The sequence below is a fragment of the Hymenobacter radiodurans genome, assembly GCF_004355185.1.
In the GTDB taxonomy this organism is placed as follows: domain Bacteria; phylum Bacteroidota; class Bacteroidia; order Cytophagales; family Hymenobacteraceae; genus Hymenobacter; species Hymenobacter radiodurans.
The window spans coordinates 2927990-2945414 of sequence record NZ_CP037922.1 but is presented as its reverse complement, the minus strand read 5'-3'; the positions used below and the strand labels follow the sequence as shown (position 1 = coordinate 2945414).

Sequence of the window (17425 nt, the reverse complement as noted above, 5' to 3'; positions counted from 1 at the left end):
TTGCGAAGAGGTTTTCTTAATATATAAAGCAAAGGATATTCACGTTATTTGGCCGCGCTGTTTCCGCGCTTCCATGCAACTCCCTTCTCTCAATAACCTCGGCCGCGAAGCGGCCCGCGTGGTGCGCCGCTTTCCGCTTACGCTCCTCTGCGCGCTGATGCTATGCGCCTCCATTATTTACGCAATCCGGTTTAGCGATACCGATACAAGGTGGCACGAGTGGCTTTTTCCGCTGGCCTCGGCGGCGGTGCTGGGCCTCACCCTCACGCTGAGCGCATCCCTAGCTGCTGAGCGTTACCGCTGGCCCATGTGGCTACGCCTATTGACACAAGCCGGGACCGTGGCACTGCTAGCACTATGGTACGTTAGCTGCCCACCTGAGCCTACTCTGCGTTGGGGAATGCGGCTATTTCTTTTGCTTGTCGGGCAACATTTGCTGGTGGCCGCGGTGCCGTATTTACTGGAGCTGCGCCGCCGCGCCGATACGCCTGGCTTCTGGCGCTACAACGAGACGCTGTTTTTGCGCATTCTCACCGCGGGTCTGTACTCGGGCGTGCTGTTCGTGGGTTGTTCGCTGGCTTTGTTGGCAATCGACAACCTGTTTGATGTTAAGCTAGATGATAAGCTTTATGCGTACTTATTCGTCGTGTTGGCTACGGTATTCAATACGTGGTTTTTTCTGGCCGGCGTGCCCCGCGACTTCGCCGCCCTGGAACTAGAAACCGGTTACCCGAAGGGGCTGAAGCTGTTTACACAGTTTGTACTGCTGCCGCTGGTGGTGCTGTACCTAGCCATCCTGTACGCTTACCTCGCCCGAATTCTGGGGCTGTGGGAACTGCCCAAAGGTTGGGTATCGACGCTGGTGCTAGCCTTGGCCGTGGCAGGTATTTTTGCTTTGCTGCTCATTCACCCCATCCGCGACGCCGCCGAAAACACCTGGATTCGCACCTTCGCACGATGGTTTTATTGGTCTCTGTTTCCACTGCTGGGGCTGTTGGCCGTAGCCATTGGCACCCGCATTCGGGCGTACGGCATTACGGAAGAGCGTTATCTCGTGCTGGTGCTGGCCGCTTGGCTGATGCTGATTACTATTTACTTCCTGCTGCGGCAGGGGCGGGGCATTATCTGGATTCCGGCGTCGTTGGCGGTGGCAGCATTTTTGGCCTCGGGTGGGCCCTGGGGGCTTTTTCAGTGGCCGAGCGGAGCCAGTTGGCCCAACTGCGCGCGGTCAGCGAAGAGTACAAGCTCCTGCAAAACGGCAAGCTCGACGGGGCTGGTAAGCGGGTGCCCGAACTGCCCAAGGAAGCAGGCCGGCGCATCACATCCATTTTTGATTTTTTCACGGAGCGCAATAATCTGGAGGCCATTCAACCCTTCTTCACCGCTTCACTGACAGCACCTGATTCATTGCAAGGCAAAAAAGAATGGGAGCGTCGGCGTTGGCAGGATGAGCGGTTGTTTGCCGTGAGTGGGTTGGAGAGAGTTAACTACCGAAATAGAATAACCGGAACAAATTCTGATGAAGAGCAAAGCCAGACATTCAATTTCAGACCTAACCAAACTGGCGTAGCTCAGCTAAGTCCTGGCAACTACTTGGTGCGCAACCTTGATATGTACGCTAGTCGTGGCGCGGAAATAGAAACCTTCACCGTAGCAGAAGGCACATTTCGGCTCCGGAATGAAGAAGATAATGGTCAAATTCATCTAGAGCAACTTACCAAGCCCGACACGTGGCAACCGGTGCTGTCCGTTTCGCCCGCCGACCTGGCCGATTCGCTGATTCGGGTTAAACAACCCACAAATTACGTAAGCGTGGAGCTTCCCAACCTCAGCCTTACAGCTTCCAACTCCACCATGCAATTACGCGTGTTGTTCACGCACATTCGCCGGAACCAGCGGCCCAAGCAAAAACCCACTTATTATTTTGAGGGCGACGCTATCTTGACCTTTAAGTAGGCACGATAAAAGCTAAAAAAGCCCCCCGGAAATAATCCGGGGGGCTTTTTTTATCCTTTGCAAGCACAGTCTATTCCCACTCAATGGTAGCGGGCGGCTTGGAGCTGATGTCGTACACTACGCGGTTGATGCCGCGCACTTGGTTGATGATCTTGTTGGATACGTGAGCCAGAAAGTCGTAGGGGAGGTGGGCCCAGTCGGCCGTCATGCCGTCTACGCTGGTCACGGCACGCAGAGCTACAACTTGCTCATAAGTGCGCTCATCGCCCATTACGCCCACGCTTTGAATGGGCAGCAGCATTACGCCGGCCTGCCAAATTTTGTCGTAAAGCCCATACTCACGGAGCGAATCAATGAAGATGGCATCGGCTTTCTGAAGTAACTGTACCTTTTCAGGCGTGATGTCACCGAGGATGCGTATGGCGAGGCCAGGACCGGGAAAGGGATGACGATTTAGGATGTTGGGGGGCAAATTGAGGGCCGCACCTACTTCCCGCACCTCATCCTTAAACAGCATCCGGAGCGGCTCCACCACTTTCAGGTTCATCAACTCCGGCAGGCCGCCCACGTTGTGGTGGCTCTTGATAGTTACCGCTGGTCCTTTCACCGACACCGATTCAATCACATCGGGATAGATGGTGCCCTGGGCTAGCCACGTAGCACCTTCTACCTTTTTGGCTTCGCGCTCGAATACTTCAATAAATGTGCGGCCAATAGCTTTGCGCTTCAGTTCGGGGTCGGAGAGGCCTGCCAGCGCCGAATAGAATTCTTGTGAAGCATCCACGCCGCGCACGTTCAGGCCCAGCACTTCATAAGCCTCCAGTACGCCTTCGTACTCATCTTTCCGCAACAGGCCATTATCCACGAAAATACCGTGCAGACGCGACCCAATGGCTTCGTGCAGCAGTAAAGCCGCCACGCTGGAATCGACGCCGCCGGATAAGCCCAGAATTACTTGGTCGGTTTCGCCGATGGTATTTTGCAAGGCCGCTACCATACTGCTTACAAAGTGCTCGGGCGTCCAGCTTTGGTCGCAGCCGCAAATATCGACTACGAAGTTGCGCATCAGCGTTTTGCCTTCTGTAGAGTGCGTTACCTCAGGGTGAAACTGGATGCCGTAGGTTTCTTGGCCGCTAATATGGTAAGCAGCTACTTCCACTTCATGGGTGCTGGCAATTACTTCGTAGCCGGTCGGTAACACCTTAATAGTGTCGCCGTGCGACATCCATACTTGCGAATCGAGGCTGAGTTCACGCATCAGCGGGCTGCTCTTTTCGATATGATTGAGGCGGGCGCGGCCATACTCCCGGATGGTAGCAGGCAATACTTCGCCGCCACCTTGCTGAGCCAGCAGCTGCGCGCCGTAGCATACACCCAGCACCGGCACGCGGCCAAGATATAGGCTCAAATCAGGGTTAGGAGCTTCAGGATCGCGCACGGAGCAGGGGGAGCCTGAAAGCACCACGCCCCGGATATCCTCAGTGAGGGCCGGGGCGTGCGTGAAAGGGTGAATCTCGCAGTAAACGTTCAGCTCGCGAATGCGTCGGGCAATGAGCTGCGTGTATTGGGAGCCGAAATCAAGAATCAGAATCTGTTGGGGCATGGGCAAAGGTAAGGAGGGCAGGTCGAGCTTGCAAAAAGTGCCGAAAGCATGTTTCAAAAAATACCAGATCAGTGATAAGTAGTGGCTTCTGATTCAAAACATGATCTAAAGGGAATAAAACTAGACCACTAATCTTTTTAGTCATATTTTTTGTTAAGTAAATTGTATTATAGTTTATGATCATTATATTTGTATAAGTTTTTTATGCACTATGTATAGAAGATGATCAATTCAGCTTAGTTACATTCTTTACTGCCCCTTCTTAACAACCACCTTTGTGAAAATCTCTACCTACCTCCTCACCAGCGCGCTATGTCTCCTGCTACCTGCCTTGAGCAACGCACAATCAAAAACGGCTCGTAATTCCCAACTGTCGAGCAAAGCTCTAGCTGTGGCAACGCCCAAAGCAAAGGCAAACAAATCAGTTGCTCAGCCAGTCGCCGCTATCATTGTTGAACCCGAGATTATTACACGGGTATTTACCGGTACTGTACTAGGTGCCTGGAACGACCCATTGGCCGGCGCTATCATTACGGTTATTTCGGATCCTAAGGAGGGAGGCATTACCAATTCGTCTGGTGGCTACATGATCAAATCTACCTCTACTAGCCTTTCCTTGCGTGTAACCTACGCTGGCTACCAAGATGCGCTCGTGGAAGTGAATGATACAAGTCCGTTACTGGTGCAAATGACACCCATTGATCATTATGAGCGCCAAGTAAAGAAAAACCTGAAAGCGGCCGAGAAGGCGTACCGCAAACCGTAATTCGTTTGCACGTTAAGCAGCAGTTGACTACTAAAAGCAGCTAATCGCAACAGGAAGTAATTGATACTCTGCGATTAGCTGCTTTAGCTTAAAATAATCGGGGCAAATGGCTTCATCTGCAGAATCTGTAGGCTATCTTTGCAACGGCGAGTCAGAACGACCAGCTCCTGCTGAACTCCCCCAGGACCGGAAGGTAGCAAGGGTAGGCGGTTGAGCGGTGCGATTTTGGCTCGCTTTTTTTTGCCCATGCCCCAACGAAACTCAGTGCCGCGTTTGCTGGCAAATGGGTAGCTTTGGGGCATTCTTTTGTAATAACCTGCCGCATGAAATTCTTCATTGATACCGCTAACCTCCGTGAAATTCAGGAAGCCGTTGAACTCGGTGTACTGGACGGAGTGACTACTAATCCCTCCCTGATGGCCAAAGAGGGCATCAAGGGCATGGACAACATCATGGCCCATTATCGGCAGATCTGCGAGATGGTAGATGGCGATGTGTCGGCCGAAGTTATTGGTATCACCTTCGATGATATGGTACGCGAGGGCGAGATGTTTGCCGAACTGCACCCGAACATTGTGGTGAAAGTGCCCATGACCCGCGACGGGGTAAAGGCCATTAAGCACTTCTCTGAAAAGGGCATCAAAACGAACTGCACCCTGATTTTCTCAGCTGGTCAAGCGCTGTTGGCCGCCAAAGCCGGAGCTACCTACATTTCCCCCTTCGTGGGCCGCTTAGACGATATCGGGCATGATGGCCTAGTGCTGGTTCAGCAGATTGTAGATATTTTCAGCAACTATGGTTATCCAACGCAGGTATTGGCCGCGTCGGTGCGCCATGTGCCGCACCTGATTCAGTGCGCTGAAATAGGGGCTGACGTGGTCACTTGCCCGCTCAACGTTATTACCGGCTTGCTCAATCACCCACTTACCGACAAAGGGCTGGCGCAGTTTCTGGCCGACCATAAAAAGGTGAACGGATAATTCTGTTAGGCACTGGGGAGGTTGGAAGCGAAGAGGAGAAATTTCTACTTCCAACTCTCCATTTATACATCCTGGCTCTTCTCTCCATGTACATCATCAAAGTAAAAGGCAAGGCAAAAATCCCGGACTATATACAGCTCCGCGACGAGGAATTTGTGCTGATTGCTTATTTCCGCGCCGACCGCCCTTTGAAAGATCTGCACCGCTACGGGTTGGAAGGGAAGGAAACCGCCTTGGCTGGAGTTATTGCCGGGCTGGAGTTTGGAAAGCTACAAAAGCTGGAAGTTTGAGTTCTTAATTCGAAAAAAGCCCCCCAGCTCTCGTATTCACTGAGTTGCCCGCCGCATTCAACTCAGATTCATTTCGCGTTACCGTAACTATGTCAGATTCCGCCGTACCCGTTGTTGAACTCCACGACGCCTACATTATGCAGGACGTGAATACGGTACTGCAAAAGATCACCTTTACCCTTGAAAAAGGCGAATTCGCGTATCTGGTTGGTCGCACGGGCTCTGGCAAAAGCTCATTGCTGAAAACCCTGTACGCCGATCTGCCGCTGGGTGGGGGAGTGGGTACAGTAGCCGGTTTCCCATTGCAAAAACTTAGCTCCAGCAAGGTGCCGTATCTGCGGCGTAAGCTGGGGATTATCTTCCAAGATTTTCAGCTGCTTTTCGACCGTACCGTAGCCGAAAACCTGATTTTTGTTCTTAAAGCAACTGGTTGGAGCGGCAAGGCCCGCATTCAGAATCGCTTGTCGGAAGTGCTGATGCGCGTGGGGTTAGCCAACTCGGCCAGCAAAATGCCCCACCAACTTTCGGGAGGAGAGCAGCAGCGTGTGGTTATTGCCCGCGCCTTACTTAACGAACCCTTATTGCTGCTGGCTGATGAGCCTACCGGCAACCTCGACCCCGAGGTGGCTGCTGATATCATGCGCTTGTTCGTGGAAATCAACAATGCCGGTACGGCCGTGCTGATGGCTACGCACAACTACCAGATTATTCGGCAGTACCCGAAGCGGGTGCTGAAGTGCGAAAACGGGCAACTGCTTGACTCAACGCAAGTTTCCTTCAAGCTGACTGAATAATTGCTCAGCCGAGAGGCAGTCCACAACATGCTCCGTTCACGTGTATGACCGGTCTGTCCATTCTGATTCCTGTTTATAACCGTGATGTCACCACACTGGTACGGGCATTATCGGAGCAGGCAACAGATTGGGCCGGACCCGTGGAAATTCTCTGTCTGGATGATGGTTCTGAGGAACGCTACAAACTTCTTAACCGAGTAATAGCTGATTGGCCCCGAGTAGTTTATCAAGAATTACCTCACAACATTGGGCGCTCAGCAGCGCGGAATCATTTGGCGGCTAGCGCCAGCCAACCATGGTTGTTGCTCCTTGATAATAATGTAAGCCTTCCAGATACGCGTTTTTTGGCCCGCTATAGTGCAGCTATTCTCCAGCCTACGGCACCCGTGCTAGTGGGCGGAACCAGGTATGGCCTAACCCCGCCGGCCGATGCCACTACTTTTCTGCGCTGGCACTACGGGCGCAGGAGAGAGGCTTTTGCGGCAGCCTCGCGCCAGCAAAAGCCTCATCATCAATTCAAACTAAAGAATGTATTGCTGAGAGCGGAGGTGTTCAACCAGATAAAACTGGATGAAGCCATCACGCGCTATGGGCATGAGGATACCAAATTCGGGTGGCGCTTACAAGCGGCGGGCATTGCGGTGCAGCATCTAGATAATCCTGTGTTGCATGATGGGTTGGAAACGAATGAAGTTTTCCTGCGAAATTCGCGTCAAGCTGTGCAGAACCTAGTCCACTTGCACCAAACGGAAGCATTAGGCGCGGATACCAAGCTGCTGCGTACGACTCTGCAGCTACAGCGCTTTGGCGTAGGTGCAGCTGCGCGTATCCTGTTAAGTATAGTGGAGCCACTGTTATGGCGGCAGGTGCTGGGCCCTGCTCCGCGGCTACGTAACCTAGATAGCTTGAAGCTACTTTGGGCGCTGCGGGCAATGAAACAGTAGGCATTTTAAACCAGCACAAAAAAGCCCCCAGATATGTTCTGAGGGGCTTTTTTGTGCTGAAGACTTATAAAGTGAACTTAGTCGTTGTCGGTATTTTTGACCTCCGACTTCACTTCTTTGTAAGCGCCTTTTACGGCACTCCCTACTTTCTTGCCGACTTTGGCTGCGCCTTTACCAACATCTTTGCCGGTCTCTTTGACATCGGACGCGGTGTTGCTGACGGCTTGACCTACTTTGCTGCGTTCATCGGCGGTTTCTTCCTTCACTTCTTTGGCCTCGCCACTAACGGCATCAGCGCCTTGGGATACGCGGGCTTCGGTTTTGTCGTACGACTTGAAGGCCGCATACTTCAGCTTTTCCTTCTGAATAGCTGCTAAGTCATTGGCGCTGATGTCACCTTTTACCGCATCATAGGCTTCATCCAGAGCACGCCACTCGGCGTTGATGTTGCGCCAATCGTCAATGTCGTAGCGGTCCTCGTTCTGCTTGATCATCTGCGTGAAGTTCTCATACGTCTGACGCGCGTTGGCAGCAGTGAGCTGAGCAGCCGGACTGGTAGGCTTGTAGTATTTGCCCATTTTCATGGTGCCGGCGCCACTGGCCACACCTGTCGTTGCATCGGTGCCGCCAGTAGTAGTGCCGGCCGTATTGGCTTTGTTGCGCCACGCCTGGTCGCGCTGATCGTAGGCGGTAGTGTAGCGGGTCCGGAGCTGCTCAATTTCCTGACGCCGGGTCTCGTCGTACTGGTCGGCGTATTGATCTACGGCTGCAACTTTAGCATCGTAGTCGGCTTTCATCTGCGTGGTTTCACGCTCATAATCGGCTTCCGCCTGATTGCTGGCTGCCTGAGCTTTCGCTTCCGATTCGGAGACAAAGTTCTTGAAGTCGTTATAGGCTTGGTCGCTTTCCTGCGAAACCTCCGCACGGTCCTGACGCGAACAGCTTGCTTGCGTGAAGGTGATACCACCGGCCATCAGCAAGAGGGCCAGGGTATGCATGGTTATTCGTTTCTTAAACATGGCAGTAGGGAGTTAGTGCTGAGTGGAATGATCAGTGTGGAAGTCTGACCTTGCTTGGCTAAACGCAAGCATCAGGGTAGGGGTTGCGTGCCGCCATGGGCTGCTGGTTTGGGCGTTGCCGCTATATTTGATGCCTAGCACCCACTCTTCATTCGCCTCCCCATTGCCCACTGACCTTGTACCGTCCGCCCCTATTCGCATGTTGGATCTGGCGGCTCAGCACGCCCTCCTTCAGCCCACCCTCGACGAGGCGCTGAGTACAGTGCTTCGGGAAGCAGAGTTCATCAATGGTCCGGCCGTGGCTGCGTTTGCCGAAGAATTAAGCGCTACCCTTGGTGGCCCCCACGTAATACCTTGCGCCAATGGTACCGACGCGCTCCAACTGGCGCTGATGAGTCTGAATTTGCCCCCCGGGGCTGAAATTATTCTGCCCGCTTTTACCTACGTAGCTACCGCTGAAGCTGCTGCTGTGCTAGGCTTGCGTCCGGTTTTTGTCGATGTAATGCCTACTACTTTCTGCCTCGATCCAGCAGCGGTGGAGGCCGCCGTTACACCGCGCACGGGGGCAATACTGGCAGTGCATCTGTTTGGGCAATGCGCTGATTTAGAGGCGTTGAAACAGATTGCAACCAGACATGCCATTCCGCTGATTGAAGATAATGCCCAAGCTATTGGCGCTACCCATCTGTTTGCCGATGGCCAGCAAGCTTACGCTGGTACGGTAGGCGAGGTGGGAACGACATCCTTCTTTCCAGCGAAAAACCTCGGTGCCTTTGGCGATGGTGGTGCTCTTTTTACCCGAGATGCTGACCGCGCGACTTACTTGCGTCAGCTTGCCAACCACGGCCAAACCCGCAAGTACCATCACCAGCACATCGGCCTTAACTCTCGCCTCGACACCGTGCAAGCTGCGTTGCTGCGCGTGAAGCTGCCACACCTGCCCACCTGGACCGCTACCCGCCAGCGCATCGCCGATTATTACGATGCCGCGCTGGGGGACATTTCGGGTCTCCGTGTTCCACACCGCGACGCTAACAGCAGTCATGTGTTTCATCAGTACACCTTAACTCTGGAAAAAGCCCCCAGCGCGACCAACTTCAGGAATACCTGGCGCAGCGTGGCGTGCCGAGCATGGTGTATTATCCGGTGCCTGTGCACTTGCAGCCTGCCTATGCCTACCTTGGCTACTCTGCTGGGCAATTCCCGGTAGCTGAGCAGCTGTGCCGTACGGTGCTGTCGCTACCCATTCATCCGATGCTCACTGAGGCGCAACAAGACTATATCATTACGACTATCCGGGCGTTTTTTGCTTTAACCCGCTCTGCTGCATGAGTATACCGTTACACTCCGGAGCCGAGCAGCCCGAGGTAAGCTTTGCTATTTGTGGTGTGGGCCACATTGGTCGTCGCCACGCGGCGCTGGTGCAGCGTCAGCCGGGTGCCAAGCTTGTAGCCTTAATCGATATCAGGGCTGAGCTAGAATTGGAGCTGTCCGCCGAATTTGTGGGGATTCCTTTCTTCACGTCTCTTGAAGAATATCTCGCCCATGGTCCCGCCGCTGATGTCCTTACGGTAGCCACGCCCAATCATCTGCACGCGCCCCAGGCAATTGCCGGCTTACGCCACGGGCTACATGTGTTGGTAGAAAAGCCGCTAGCCCTGCGCACCGCCGATGCGGAACAAGTTGTGGCTACGGCCTCGCAGGCGGGCCGGTTGGTATTTGGAGTAATGCAGAATCGCTACTCACCGCCGGCCGTTTGGCTGAAGCAAGTAATTGAGGAAAACCGACTGGGGAGCATTTTTATGGTCCAGATAAACTGTTTCTGGAACCGCGATGCCCGCTACTACCGCCCCGGCAGCTGGCACGGCACCCACGCTCAGGACGGCGGTACGCTCTTCACTCAGTTCAGCCACTTCATCGATCTGCTCTACTGGGTTTTCGGCGACGTAACTAATGTGCAAGCCCGTTTCCATGACTTCAACCACCAGCACCTTACCGAGTTTGAGGATAGCGGCCTCGTGACTTTTGACCTCGTACGCGGCGGTACTGGCACTCTGCATTACAGCACCGCCGTCTGGGACCGCAACCTCGAAAGCAGCCTCACCGTCATCGGCGAGCACGGCAGTCTGCGCATCGGTGGGCAATACATGGATAAAGTGGAGCACTGCCACATCCGCGACTACGAATGCCCGCCGCTTCTGCCGACCAATCCCGCCAATCACTACGGTTTCTACCAAGGCAGCGCCGCCAATCATGTGCAGGCGATAGAAGAGGTGGTTGAGGCAGTTAAAAGCGGCGATTTATGTGAAACGAATGCTCGGGAAGGAGTGAAAGTGGTGGAGATTATTGAGCGGATTTATGGCTTAAAGTAACGTGGAGAAGCGTAGGTAAAAACTACTTATCAGTTTTACGTAACTACTTACATGAACTGCCCCGACGAACAAGCCCTCACTGAACTCCGCGCCTGGCAACAGCGCATGCAGAAGTCACCGACGCTGCTGAACCGCTTCACGCGCCGGGTACAGATTCGGTTGAATGCGTTTCTGCCCGAGCGGGTGCATGAGGCCATTACCACGGCTATTCGGCAGATGGTGCGCGGGGTGTTGTTTGGGTCGATGCACACTACGCGCCAGCCGCTGCTGGAGGCGCCGTGGGCGGAACGGGAAACGGCGGTGCGCACCCGCATCCGTTACTACCGCAACACCGCGTCGGCCGAAGGCGCCGTGACGGGGGCGGGGGGCTTTTTGCTGGGCCTGGCCGATTTTCCGCTGCTGCTGGGCCTCAAGCTTAAGCTGCTCTTCGACGTAGCCGCCCTCTACGGCCACGACGTGCGCGATTATACTGAGCGGCTCTATCTACTGTACATTTTTCAGCTGGCCTTTTCCAGTCAGCACACCCGCAATGAGGTGTATCGTCGCATTGCCGACTGGGACAGCTACCGCCACACGCTGCCCACCGATGTAAATGAGTTTGATTGGCGCACCTTTCAGCAAGAGTACCGCGACTACATCGACTTGGCGAAGCTGGCCCAGCTGGTGCCCGTAATTGGAGCAGCGGTGGGAGCGGTGGCCAACTACCGCCTCATCGAGCAACTCGGCGAAACGGCCATGAACTGTTACCGCATGCGCCATCTTGAGCCGAAGGGTACTATGTTGCCCCCCAGCGCCGGCTAAGCCACACGGTAAAAGAGAAAGAATAGCCGCATTTGCAAGTACGCATGCCGGTAGTCTACCTTTGCGACCCCAATTCTTTCTGATCAAAGGATTGTTTTTATACCGAGGCGTGGAGAGAAAGGCTCAATGAAACGCCGGCAACCCCCAGCACAACTGGAACGGTGCCAACCGAGGTCAGCGCAAGTATCGACTGGCTATATAAAAACAAATTGCCGTGAACATTCAGCTGCAACCTGCTCTATTTTCCTTCGCCACCCTGCCGCTCCACACGCTGAGTTGGGCTGCTTGTTTGGGTATGGGTTGTTGCTGTTGTTGAGCGTTCGAACATTCTCTCATCTTCCTGGCTTTGCCAATCTGCAGCTGTAAGTAGCCGCTGGGGGCATTTCTGCTCTGATTCAGCCTTTGCATTGGCTGTAGATCAGGTAGTTGCCCATTTTGCCGAAGCCGTAGCAACGGCGTCAGCTTTGTGATCTGTCTGCTTTACAGGCGGATATTCTTTCTCTTATCTCCATTCTTTTTATCCACCACGAGGCGCGGCTTCGTGCTACATTTTATGCTCAAAAAGTCACTGGAATTGCTGCGACAAGAGGCGGCCGAAACCGGCACTCACACCCTCAAGCGCAGTCTGAGTGCCTTCAACCTTGTCGCCATTGGGGTAGGGGTTATCATTGGGGCGGGACTCTTTTCCCTTACTGGTATAGCGGCCGCCAATCATACCGGACCAGCCGTTACGCTTTCATTTTTGGTAGCAGCCGTTGGCTGTGCCTTTTCGGCCCTGTGCTACGCGGAGTTTGCGTCTATGGTACCCGTCGCTGGCTCCGCCTATACCTATTCCTACGCTACGCTAGGTGAGCTGTTTGCCTGGATTATTGGCTGGGATTTGGTGCTCGAATATTCCGTGGGCGCCGCGGCCGTAGCCATCAGCTGGTCGCAGTACCTGACGCGGTTTTTGGCCAAATACGACCTGCATATTCCCGCTCAGCTGGTTATGTCGCCCTTCGAGACGTCTACTTTGGCCGATGGCTCGGTGGTGCACGGGTTCGTCAATCTGCCCGCTATTCTGATCGTGCTGGCCATCACAGCCATCGTGATTCGGGGTACGCAGGGCTCGGCCTGGGTTAACGCAACCATTGTGGCCCTGAAGGTATCGGTAGTGCTGGTGTTTATTGCGTTGGGTTGGCAATACATCGATCCGGCTAATTATCAGCCCTATATCCCGGCCAATACGGGCACGTTTGGTGAGTTTGGCTTGAGCGGCATTCTGCGCGGAGCCGGTGTTATCTTCTTCGTCTTCATCGGCTTTGATATTGTGGCCACGATGGCGCAGGAAGCAAAAAAACCCCAGCGTGATATGCCTATCGGCATCATCGGCTCGCTGGTCGTGTGTACTATTCTGTTCGTGTTGTTTGGGCACGTAATGACGGGCCTGGCCAACTACACAGAGTTCAAAAATAGCGCCGCGCCGGTAGCCATCGCCATCGAGAAAACGCCGTATGCCTGGCTGAGTCAAGCCATTATTATCGCCATCCTGATTGGCTACACCTCCGTCATTCTGGTGGATTTGCTGGGGCAGTCGCGGGTGTTTTTCTCCATGTCGCGCGACGGACTGTTGCCCAAGATCTTCTCCGAAATTCACCCTCGCTTCCAGACGCCTTACAAATCAAACATCTTGTTGGCCGCCCTAATCAGCGCTTTCGCAGGCTTGGTGCCCATTCAGGTAGTAGGCGAAATGACCAGTATTGGTACGCTGCTGGCCTTCGTGATGGTGTGCCTCGGCGTACTCATTATGCGCAAGCAGCAGCCCGATGCGCCCCGCGCTTTTCGCACGCCGTGGGTGCCGCTGGTGCCCATTATGGGCATCCTGACCTGCTTACTGATGATGTTTTCGCTCCCCTGGGATACCTGGTTGCGCCTCATTGTGTGGCTGGCAGCCGGACTAGTGATTTATTACCTCTATGGTAAAAAGCACAGCAAACTGCGACTAGCACAGGAACAAGCCCAAGTGAAGGCTTAACGAATTACACTCCCCAAAAAAACCCCCTGCATCATCATAGCGGGGGCTTTTTTATGCCTGATAAACGGATGCCTTCCGACAGCAATACCGAATTTTTAAAACCTGATTCGAGCGAAGTAACACAGCAATGAAGCAGTTTTAGGTAGCTTTAAGCATCTATCTTTTCTATAGCTATCCGATGATCGAAACGTTACCCGAATCTGAAATCCAAGCTTCTATAAATCAACCTGCTGCGTACCCAACCGTGAAGGAAAGTTGGGGCGCGCTCGGCTGGTTTATGCTACTGGCACTCGTCCTAGGATTTCTGTCCATTCCCTTCCTTCGCTTTACAACCCACGCGCAATCCATCATTGTGACTGTGGTAGCCAGTGATTTGGCTAAGGCTCTGATCATCGTATTTCTGCTCTGGAAAATTCCGGCGGTGCGCCGTCAGCCGATTCGGCTGCTGGCGTCGCGCGAAATTCCGTTGGTGTACCTATTGCTGCCGCTACTGGTGTTCGCGCAGATGGCCTTGCGCACGTTGGTTGTGTTCCTGCATCTGCCCAACTGGATGAGCGATTCTATGCAGAAGCTAAATGCATTTCCTGGGCTATCGTTTTTTGTTATTTGCATCTCGGCTCCCATTCTAGAAGAGCTACTCTTTCGGGGCTTGCTTCTGCCGGGGCTACTCAAAAACTACAGTCCCCGCAAAGCCATAGTACAGTCCAGTTTATTATTCGGGATTATCCACTTGAATCCGGCTCAGGTTGTATCGGCGTTTCTGTTAGGGCTCTTTTTGGGTTGGCTGTACTACCGCACGCACTCATTGGCGGCGTGCATCGTGGTGCATTTTCTGAACAATGCCGTGGCTTGGAAGGCTTTGCAAAATCCGAAGTGGCAGAATGTAGAAGACCCAATCGCCCTATTACCCGGTGGCTCGACACTACTTCTAATGATAGTCATAGCGGCCGTCATTTTCGCTGGCGGAACCTGGCTTATCTGGCGGGCCACGCAGCAGAGCGTTGCTATGAGAGATGCGTCGATAGACAGCCTAGAGCTTTAAAAATGGGCCCGTCGGCGCACCTGCTGCCACAGGTTACTAACCTCTGGTACAGCCCGCGTCAGCAACAAAAGCCCCCCATATACGCTTGTAAGCATTGTAGAGCGAACGAGCATCGTGACGAAAACCGAGTGAGTAATTGGCACCAGCCATGCTGCTAAACCAGCAGCGGCAGCAACTGCTAAAACCAGCGGAATCCGAAAATCGAAGGGCTGCAAGCCGTAGGCGCGCCACACAAACCAGGTGCGCGCCACGTTGATGCCAGTCATGGCCAGGAGGGTAGCAAGAGCTGCGCCGGTGAGGCCGTACAACGGAATCAGGAGCAGATTGAGCAGCACCGTAGCTACCGCCAGCGACACATTGAACACCAAATCGAAGCGGTAGCGGGGGGAGGTGACCAGTATCAAGCCGTTGACACCCGTTATGCTATCGAAAAGGCGTCCGGCCAGCAGCAGCAACACGGACGTGGCGCCAGCCGCAAATTCGGGCCGCATTAGCGAGTAAATGAAGTCCAGATTCAAGCCAATGCCCAGCGCCAGCCAACACCCCACCACCGTGTTGAGCCGCGTAGTGCGGCGGTAAAAGTCGGCCATGCGCGGCATATCCTGCGCTTTCCAGTACTCCGCCAGCAGCGGAAAAGCAATCTTATTCAGCGAGCGAGCCGGAATAGTAAGCGCAGTGCTAATAAAAAACGCAGTGGTATACACGCCCGTAGCCGCCAAACTTATACTAGAACCTACCATCAGCGAATCGATGGAGCCGATGATGGTGCCCGACAAGCTGGACAGAATCACGAACCCGCTGAAGCTGAGCACTTCCCGCACGGGCACTACCCCCAATGCTGCCTTGGAAGGCCGCAAGTGCCACTCACCCAAGTACATCACATAGAGCGCCAGCAGCAGCGTAGCGAATCCATAGCTGCCAATAAAAGCCAGCACAAATTGATGAAAGGTTAGATATCCCAACGAGAATAAAAGCGCCGCTACCACCGTGAGCACGCGCAGCAGAATATCCTGCACAAAGGATGAAAAAGCCGTTTGATAGAGCGCCTTCAGGTACGCATCCTGCAAGGAATAAAACAGCGTAAACAGGGCCAGAATTGCCCCCAGAAGTAATACGGATTGAGCAGCGCCGCGTCACGCTCATATTGAGCCAACAGAAAGGGTTTGCCCAGTACGTAGATGATGGTCATGACGGCAAAGCCCAGCAGCGGAACGCCCAGCAGCATCGGCAGAAACCCTTGGTGGCCAGTGGCTTTATCGCGGAAATAAGGGAAAAAGCGAATGCCGGTGCTGGCAAACCCAAAGGCCGCCAGCTGCGCGTAAATGGTCGCTACTGACACCAGCACCCGAGTCAACCCAATCTGGTCGGCGGCCAGCAGGTTGGGCAGCACCAGCACAGTATTTACAAAGCCGAGGCCTAACCCGATGTAGGCAATAATGGTGTTGCGCAGTCCCTGCCGCTGAACGATGCCCAAGTGTGCTGTTTACTAATTAGTTGATTTTTAGTTAATTGTCAGGCTGATGCTGACGCCGTAGGAGAATTCAGATGGGCTAGAATATCCGCGCCATTTACGAATGCTGTGTTGCGGCTGCGAAGGTAGTGTACTAGTTCTTGGAACTGCCGAGGCCCGTTTTTTTGATTCTGGGGGGCAAAATTCTCGTTGTGCCAAAGCACGGTGCATACCCCGCCAAAGCGCTCAATTTCCTGAAACATGGGCACCAGAGCCGGCAGAATTTCGTGCGGGGCCAGTTGCAGATAGTTAGGATGATGTAAGGTGGCATCCATCACATGGAGCGGGATTTCCAGAAATTCAAACGCTTTGCCCACCTCGAAATTGAAGGGATAAAACGGTAAGCAGTAAGAATGTCGAAAGCCATAATGCTCCGCAAATCCTAGCGTAGAATCGTAGGCAAACCCGGCCGCTGCTACAGTGTGCGGCGACTGGCGCGGCTCCCAACTGAGGTAGTGAAAACGGTTGCCCAGTGCTGCTACCGGGAGCTTTTCCTTCTCTTGTCGGAGCTGGGGGGCATTTTGAGACGTCCCGAGGCTGCCATGCACGGCTATTTCAGCACCGTTCTGAGCTAGGCGTTGAATGCGTTTTTGGAAGTGTGGCGTGGTCAGATCGTAGTCTGCATTGCGGATGCCGTTGGCGGCGCGGTCTGGATTACCAAGAAAAAAGAACGTGGATTTTGCCCCCCAGCGCTCGGTTTCGGCCTGCACTTCTTCCAGGTTATTCCAGTCGTCCTGCCCTCGTAGCCGCCGCCACAATAAGCGCCCGAATAAGGCCAACTGCCCTTTATGTAGGGCCGCTTTGCCCTCGCTCTTCCAGGCGCTGAGGCAGTTATCGATGTCGTGGGTTATAAACGTCGCGAATGGTGCCTGATTTGACCCCCAGCCGCGCAGCTGCAACCTTTGGCCAGTAATATACTCTACCGCTGTGCGCAATACATCGAAGTAGTAGTTGACTACCGGTACCGCCACAAATCCGTACTGCTGCTGGACGCTGATTGCGTAGGGAAACCGTCCGTGCTGGTCGCGCTCCTCAGAAAAATACTCCTGCCAGCCGCTGAGCAGATAAAAGGCGGCCGAAATTATATCGGCATGGATGATAGCCCGACCGCCGGGCAGAAGCTCCAACAGTGGGTGCTCTGGCTTAGTATCGAAAAAGAAGGCAATACGCTTACCCTGCCACTCGCGCCAGGTTGGTGCTGGTGGAAATGGTTGCTGCCGCTGAAAAAAGCCATCTGCTTGGTCTGCTATTTCGAGCTGCGGCTGCATATCTGAGTAGCCAATTGTCAGTTCCGGGACTACCAAATAGGCCTGCCTGAAGTGATGCAGAACATA

Annotated in this window: 16 protein-coding genes, 1 other RNA gene, 1 pseudogene and 1 riboswitch; of the genes and pseudogenes, 13 read left to right on the top strand and 5 right to left on the bottom strand. The window is 53.9% G+C overall.

The window, feature by feature from the left end; translation table 11 throughout:
* The first annotated feature begins 73 nt into the window (after positions 1–73).
* Both EPD59_RS13695 and EPD59_RS21645 read left to right on the top strand, forming a co-directional pair.
* On the top strand, positions 74–1393 hold the full coding sequence (locus EPD59_RS13695; protein WP_133273279.1) for a DUF4153 domain-containing protein: 1320 nt from the start codon (positions 74–76) through the stop codon (positions 1391–1393).
* Entirely contained in the window at positions 1285–1956 is a 672-nt protein-coding gene (locus EPD59_RS21645) for a hypothetical protein (protein ID WP_165963596.1), read from the top strand. The genes EPD59_RS13695 and EPD59_RS21645 overlap by 109 nt, the downstream gene beginning before the upstream one ends.
* Before the next feature lie 70 nt (positions 1957–2026).
* On the opposite strand, the gene guaA is transcribed toward EPD59_RS21645, so the two are convergent.
* Positions 2027–3559 (bottom strand): glutamine-hydrolyzing GMP synthase, encoded by a 1533-nt coding sequence (guaA, locus tag EPD59_RS13690; RefSeq protein WP_133273278.1) that lies wholly within the window; start codon positions 3557–3559, stop codon positions 2027–2029.
* A gap of 277 nt (positions 3560–3836) precedes the next feature.
* Here guaA and EPD59_RS13685 point away from each other — a divergent pair, with 277 nt between their 5' ends.
* The 6 genes from EPD59_RS13685 (at position 3837) to EPD59_RS13660 (ending at position 7333) form a co-directional block, all read left to right on the top strand.
* Positions 3837–4325 (top strand): carboxypeptidase-like regulatory domain-containing protein, encoded by a 489-nt coding sequence (locus EPD59_RS13685; protein WP_133273277.1) that lies wholly within the window; start codon positions 3837–3839, stop codon positions 4323–4325.
* Positions 4326–4468: 143 nt separating this feature from the next.
* An RNA gene (ffs, locus tag EPD59_RS13680) (signal recognition particle sRNA small type) lies at positions 4469–4565 on the top strand.
* An 83-nt stretch (positions 4566–4648) separates the two neighbouring features.
* On the top strand, positions 4649–5305 hold the full coding sequence (fsa, locus tag EPD59_RS13675; protein WP_133273276.1) for a fructose-6-phosphate aldolase: 657 nt from the start codon (positions 4649–4651) through the stop codon (positions 5303–5305).
* Between the two features lie 86 nt (positions 5306–5391).
* Positions 5392–5595 (top strand): fructose-6-phosphate aldolase, encoded by a 204-nt coding sequence (locus EPD59_RS13670; RefSeq protein WP_133273275.1) that lies wholly within the window; start codon positions 5392–5394, stop codon positions 5593–5595.
* An 89-nt stretch (positions 5596–5684) separates the two neighbouring features.
* Entirely contained in the window at positions 5685–6389 is a 705-nt protein-coding gene (locus EPD59_RS13665) for a cell division ATP-binding protein FtsE (RefSeq protein WP_133273274.1), read from the top strand.
* A gap of 44 nt (positions 6390–6433) precedes the next feature.
* Complete coding sequence (locus tag EPD59_RS13660) at positions 6434–7333, top strand: glycosyltransferase family 2 protein (RefSeq protein ID WP_133273273.1); 900 nt, start codon at positions 6434–6436, stop codon at positions 7331–7333.
* Between the two features lie 77 nt (positions 7334–7410).
* Here the strand turns inward: EPD59_RS13660 and EPD59_RS13655 are convergent, their stop codons facing one another.
* Positions 7411–8352 (bottom strand): hypothetical protein, encoded by a 942-nt coding sequence (locus EPD59_RS13655; RefSeq protein ID WP_133273272.1) that lies wholly within the window; start codon positions 8350–8352, stop codon positions 7411–7413.
* 130 nt (positions 8353–8482) lie between these two features.
* Between EPD59_RS13655 and EPD59_RS13650 the strand changes: the two are divergent.
* The 5 genes and pseudogenes from EPD59_RS13650 (at position 8483) to EPD59_RS13630 (ending at position 14581) form a co-directional block, all read left to right on the top strand.
* A pseudogene (locus EPD59_RS13650) lies at positions 8483–9684 on the top strand (DegT/DnrJ/EryC1/StrS family aminotransferase).
* Positions 9681–10724, top strand: a complete 1044-nt coding sequence (locus EPD59_RS13645; protein ID WP_133273271.1) for a Gfo/Idh/MocA family protein — start codon at positions 9681–9683, stop codon at positions 10722–10724. Before EPD59_RS13650 ends, EPD59_RS13645 begins: the two are co-directional and overlap by 4 nt.
* A 51-nt stretch (positions 10725–10775) precedes the next feature.
* Entirely contained in the window at positions 10776–11525 is a 750-nt protein-coding gene (locus EPD59_RS13640) for an EcsC family protein (protein WP_133273270.1), read from the top strand.
* Between the two features lie 94 nt (positions 11526–11619).
* Positions 11620–11730: riboswitch (SAM riboswitch) on the top strand.
* A gap of 348 nt (positions 11731–12078) precedes the next feature.
* Positions 12079–13539, top strand: a complete 1461-nt coding sequence (locus tag EPD59_RS13635) for an amino acid permease (RefSeq protein ID WP_133273269.1) — start codon at positions 12079–12081, stop codon at positions 13537–13539.
* A 178-nt stretch (positions 13540–13717) separates the two neighbouring features.
* Entirely contained in the window at positions 13718–14581 is an 864-nt protein-coding gene (locus EPD59_RS13630) for a CPBP family intramembrane glutamic endopeptidase (protein ID WP_133273268.1), read from the top strand.
* Here EPD59_RS13630 and EPD59_RS13625 read toward each other — a convergent pair.
* Genes EPD59_RS13625 through EPD59_RS13615 form a run of 3 tightly spaced genes read right to left on the bottom strand, consistent with a single transcriptional unit; the run spans position 14578 to position 17359 of the window.
* A complete protein-coding gene (locus EPD59_RS13625) occupies positions 14578–15648 on the bottom strand; it encodes a lipopolysaccharide biosynthesis protein (RefSeq protein WP_133273267.1) in 1071 nt (356 codons plus the stop codon). The genes EPD59_RS13630 and EPD59_RS13625 overlap by 4 nt on opposite strands.
* On the bottom strand, positions 15630–16055 hold the full coding sequence (locus EPD59_RS13620; RefSeq protein WP_133273266.1) for a polysaccharide biosynthesis protein: 426 nt from the start codon (positions 16053–16055) through the stop codon (positions 15630–15632). The genes EPD59_RS13625 and EPD59_RS13620 overlap by 19 nt, the downstream gene beginning before the upstream one ends.
* Positions 16056–16093: 38 nt before the next feature.
* Positions 16094–17359: a DUF7033 domain-containing protein gene (locus tag EPD59_RS13615; RefSeq protein ID WP_133273265.1), complete on the bottom strand. Its 1266-nt coding sequence runs from the start codon at positions 17357–17359 to the stop codon at positions 16094–16096.
* Positions 17360–17425: the final 66 nt, after the last annotated feature.

What these genes read in the sequence shown, in the direction of transcription:
- EPD59_RS13695 (WP_133273279.1), top strand. Translation starts at nt 74, where the DNA reads ATGCAACTCCCTTCTCTCAATAACCTCGGCCGCGAAGCGGCCCGCGTG.
- guaA (WP_133273278.1), bottom strand. Translation starts at nt 3,559, where the DNA reads ATGCCCCAACAGATTCTGATTCTTGATTTCGGCTCCCAATACACGCAG.
- fsa (WP_133273276.1), top strand. Translation starts at nt 4,649, where the DNA reads ATGAAATTCTTCATTGATACCGCTAACCTCCGTGAAATTCAGGAAGCC.
- EPD59_RS13670 (WP_133273275.1), top strand. Translation starts at nt 5,392, where the DNA reads ATGTACATCATCAAAGTAAAAGGCAAGGCAAAAATCCCGGACTATATA.
- EPD59_RS13665 (WP_133273274.1), top strand. Translation starts at nt 5,685, where the DNA reads ATGTCAGATTCCGCCGTACCCGTTGTTGAACTCCACGACGCCTACATT.
- EPD59_RS13660 (WP_133273273.1), top strand. Translation starts at nt 6,434, where the DNA reads ATGACCGGTCTGTCCATTCTGATTCCTGTTTATAACCGTGATGTCACC.
- EPD59_RS13655 (WP_133273272.1), bottom strand. Translation starts at nt 8,352, where the DNA reads ATGTTTAAGAAACGAATAACCATGCATACCCTGGCCCTCTTGCTGATG.
- EPD59_RS13645 (WP_133273271.1), top strand. Translation starts at nt 9,681, where the DNA reads ATGAGTATACCGTTACACTCCGGAGCCGAGCAGCCCGAGGTAAGCTTT.
- EPD59_RS13640 (WP_133273270.1), top strand. Translation starts at nt 10,776, where the DNA reads ATGAACTGCCCCGACGAACAAGCCCTCACTGAACTCCGCGCCTGGCAA.
- EPD59_RS13635 (WP_133273269.1), top strand. Translation starts at nt 12,079, where the DNA reads ATGCTCAAAAAGTCACTGGAATTGCTGCGACAAGAGGCGGCCGAAACC.
- EPD59_RS13630 (WP_133273268.1), top strand. Translation starts at nt 13,718, where the DNA reads ATGATCGAAACGTTACCCGAATCTGAAATCCAAGCTTCTATAAATCAA.
- EPD59_RS13615 (WP_133273265.1), bottom strand. Translation starts at nt 17,359, where the DNA reads ATGCAGCCGCAGCTCGAAATAGCAGACCAAGCAGATGGCTTTTTTCAG.